Below are 3,343 nucleotides of genomic sequence, written 5' to 3'. Positions count from 1 at the left end.
GAGCACCTCCCCGTGCCGGTCCCGGCCGTCCGCCGGGCGAACGCGCCGTGCGCGGCGACGCCCGGCCGTGCGATGATGTCGGGCGAGCCTCCCCGCCGTCCGGCGCCGGGAGGCTCTTGCGTATGACGACTCCTGCGCCCCTCCCCGGCCCGTCCGCCCACTGCCCGCCCGCCCACCTCGAGGGCGCGCCGGTCCGGGTCCGCCGCGCCACGACGGAGGACCGCGCGGTCCTCGAACGGCTGTGGCTCCTCTTCCGCCACGACATGTCCGCCGTCTCGGGCGAGCTGCCGGGCCCCGACGGCCGGTTCCGCGACGACCGCCTCCGCGCTGCTCTCGACGAGATCGACCGTGACGTGCGGGCGGACGGGGGCGGGACGGGCCGTCGTGCCGCGACCTGGCGGGGCTACCTGGCCGTGCTCCCCGACGGGGCACCGGGCCGCTCGGGCGAGCGGCCGGTGGCGTTCGCCCTGGTCCGGGGCCTCGACGCGCCGACCCGCGTGCTGTCGGCGTTCTTCGTCGCGCGCGCCGCGCGGCAGCGCGGCGTCGGGCGGGACGTCGCGGCGGCGGTGCTGCGCGACGTGCCGGGCCCGTGGGAGATCGCGTACCAGGACGCCAACGCCGGCGCCGCGGCGTTCTGGCCGCGCGTCGCGACCGAGGTCACGGGCGACGGCTGGTCGGTCACGCACCGTCCGGTGCCCGGCCGGCCCGAGGTGCCGCCGGACGCCTGGCTGAGCCTCGTCGTGGGCCAGGTGCCCGGGTAGCCGGTCAGGATCCGGCGGCGGGCTCCTCCGGCGGCTGCTGCTGGGCCGCCGCGAGGCGCGCCTTCATCGTGGCCGCGTAGACGTCGACGTACTCCTGCTCGGACAGCCGCAGGATGGCGTACATGATCTCGTCGGTCACGGAGCGCAGCACGAACCGGTCGCCCTCCATCCCGCGGTAGCGGCTGAAGTCGAGGGGCTCGCCGAAGACCATGCCGATCGGCATCGGCTTCGGGACCGAGCGACCGAGCGGCTGCGCGACGTCGGTGCCCACCATCGCGACGGGGATCACGGGGGCGCCGGACTCCAGCGCCAGGCGGGCGACGCCGGTCTTGCCGCGGTACAGCCGCCCGTCGGGGCTGCGCGTGCCCTCGGGGTAGATGCCGAACAGGTCGCCGTCGTCCAGCACCCGCAGCCCCGTGTTGAGCGCGGCCTCGCTGGCCTTCCCGCCCGAGCGGTCCACCGGGATCGTCCCGACCCCGCGCATGAAGCCGGCCACGAGGCGCCCGCGGACGCCGCCGCCGGTGAAGTAGTCCGACTTGCCCAGGAACTGGACCTGACGGTCGAGGACGAGCGGCAGCACGAACGAGTCGATGACGGCGAGGTGGTTGCTCGCGAGGATCGCCGGACCGGAGGTCGGGACGTTCTCGACGCCCTTCGTCCAGGGGCGGAACGCCAGCCGGAGCCACGGCCCCACCAGCACGTTCTTCATCACCCAGTAGAACAACTGTCCTCCTCGCCCAGTCTCGGCAGCCCCCGGTCAGCGGACCGCCGTCGACGGGCCGTGGCGCCGGCGGGCGGACCGTCGACGCGTTGCTTCGCCCACGACAATAGAGTGAACCCATGCCCGCACCGAACCCGGACGCCGAACCGGACCTGCCGGACGACGACCTGCCCGACGACGCCGTCGAGGCGCGCTGGGCCGACATCGTCGCCCAGCTCGGGCCGCTCGACGAGCCCACCGACGCCGACCGGGCGGACGAGCCTGCGGGCGGCACCTCGGACGACACGACGAGCGACCCCGCGGCCGACGTGCGCGGCGAGGACACCGCGCCGCCGCCCGGTCGGGTGGTGAGCCCCGGTCCCCGCGACTGGCCCGTCACGCCCGAGATCGAGGATCTCGAAGAGACGGAGTCTCACTTCACGCCGCCGGAGCCGGAGCCGGTGCTCTCCCGCGACCCGCTCCTCACCCTCGCGTGGGCCGTCGTCGTCGGGGTGCCGGTGCTCGTCGTGCTCGGCGTCGTCCTGCGCGCTGCCGTCCCGGCCCTGCGCATCCCGGGATGGTCCGGCCCTGTCGCCGGCGTCCTGTTCCTCGTCGCGCTGGGCATCCTCCTCTGGCGGATGCCGCACCGCCGCGACCCGGACGACCACAGCACGGGCGCCGTCGTCTGACCGGCCCGTGCGGGGCCAGGCCGGGCGACGGGGCCGGCCGACGTGCGGATCAGCGCCGGGCGAGGTCGGCGGCGCCGATGATGCCCGCCTCGTTGCCGTGCTCGGCGAGCTCGATCTGCGCCACCGGGCGGTGCCCGAGGGCCGACAGCTGCGCCTCGTACGCCTTGCGCACGGGCAGGAGCAGCAGGTCGCCGGCCGCGCCGACGCCGCCGCCGATGACGATGAGCTCGGGGTCGAGCAGCGCGGCGACGGACGCCGAGCCCTCGCCGATCCAACGGCCGAGCGTCGCCAGCAGCTCGACCGCGAGCTCGTCGCCCTCCTGCGCCGCCTGCGTGACGTGCGGGCCCTCGAGCGCCGACACGTCGCCGCCGGCGAGCTCGACCAGCCGCGTCGCCCGCTCCGGCTGGGCGATCACCGCCTGCTTCGCGTCGCGCACCAGGGCCGTGCCGGACGCGTACTGCTCCCAGCAGCCCTCGTGCCCGCAGCCGCAGTAGTGGCCGCCCGGGACGACCCGCATGTGCCCCACCTCGGCCGCGACGCCCCACTTGCCGCGCACGAGCTCGCGGTCCACCACGATCGCGCCGCCGAGCCCGGTGCCGACCGTCAGCATGAGCATGTCGGTGGCCTCGCGGGCGGCACCGAAGCGGAACTCCGCCCAGCCAGCGGCGTTGGCGTCGTTCTCGACGACCACGGGGACGTCGACGTCCAGCAGCGCCTCGATCCGCTCGGCGAGCGGGTACTCGCGCCAGGCGATGTTCGGGGCGAAGAGCACCGACCGCCGGTCGGGGCTCACGAAGCCGGCGGCGGCGAGGCCGATCGCGCCGACCTCGTGCTCCTTGGCCAGCTCGGTGCACGCGTCCGCGATGGCCTGATCGATGGAGGCGACGTCGTCCGCGACCGTCTCGCGCCGTACCTTCGCGAGAATCTTGCCCGCCTCGTCCACCACACCCACGGCAATCTTCGTGCCGCCGATGTCGACTCCGATGGCGTGCATGCGGGAACCTCGCGTTCATGTGTCGGGACGCCGCGTCCGTACGGCGCATCACCCGGTCGCCGTCGCGGCGCGGGGGCGCGCGGTGCGCGCAGGGACAAGACTAGCCACCGCGACCGGGGGGTGCGACGCTCGTCCACCACCGGGACGTCACCGCGACGTCACCGGTGGTCACGGACCGTCACCGAACCGTGTCCTGGAC

General features: G+C 75.3%; 4 protein-coding genes. 2 read left to right on the top strand and 2 right to left on the bottom strand.

What is annotated here, in order from left to right:
• The first annotated feature begins 122 nt into the window (after nucleotides 1-122).
• Nucleotides 123-761, top strand: a complete 639-nt coding sequence (locus ACFWEK_RS20170) for a GNAT family N-acetyltransferase (RefSeq protein WP_430555195.1) — start codon at nucleotides 123-125, stop codon at nucleotides 759-761.
• A gap of 4 nt (nucleotides 762-765) precedes the next feature.
• On the opposite strand, the gene ACFWEK_RS20165 is transcribed toward ACFWEK_RS20170, so the two are convergent.
• Nucleotides 766-1,485 carry a lysophospholipid acyltransferase family protein gene (locus ACFWEK_RS20165; protein WP_429763771.1) on the bottom strand — a complete coding sequence of 240 codons (720 nt, stop codon included), beginning with the start codon at nucleotides 1,483-1,485 and terminating at the stop codon, nucleotides 766-768.
• A 116-nt stretch (nucleotides 1,486-1,601) separates the two neighbouring features.
• On the opposite strand from ACFWEK_RS20165, the gene ACFWEK_RS20160 reads away from it, so the two are divergent.
• Entirely contained in the window at nucleotides 1,602-2,150 is a 549-nt protein-coding gene (locus tag ACFWEK_RS20160; RefSeq protein ID WP_430545230.1) for a hypothetical protein, read from the top strand.
• A 49-nt stretch (nucleotides 2,151-2,199) separates the two neighbouring features.
• Here the strand turns inward: ACFWEK_RS20160 and ACFWEK_RS20155 are convergent, their stop codons facing one another.
• A complete protein-coding gene (locus tag ACFWEK_RS20155; RefSeq protein ID WP_430545229.1) occupies nucleotides 2,200-3,144 on the bottom strand; it encodes an ROK family glucokinase in 945 nt (314 codons plus the stop codon).
• Nucleotides 3,145-3,343 lie beyond the last annotated feature (199 nt).

Origin of the sequence: Isoptericola sp. NPDC060257, from assembly GCF_042726645.1 — a bacterium.
Taxonomy (GTDB): domain Bacteria; phylum Actinomycetota; class Actinomycetes; order Actinomycetales; family Cellulomonadaceae; genus Isoptericola; species Isoptericola nanjingensis.
Note: the sequence above shows the minus strand (reverse complement) of the source record. Positions and strands in the feature narration are given on the sequence as shown.

Excerpts from the sequence above, each read along its gene's own strand:
- ACFWEK_RS20170 (WP_430555195.1), top strand. The coding sequence starts at position 123 with ATGACGACTCCTGCGCCCCTCCCCGGCCCGTCCGCCCACTGCCCGCCC.
- ACFWEK_RS20160 (WP_430545230.1), top strand. The coding sequence starts at position 1,602 with ATGCCCGCACCGAACCCGGACGCCGAACCGGACCTGCCGGACGACGAC.
- ACFWEK_RS20155 (WP_430545229.1), bottom strand. The coding sequence starts at position 3,144 with ATGCACGCCATCGGAGTCGACATCGGCGGCACGAAGATTGCCGTGGGT.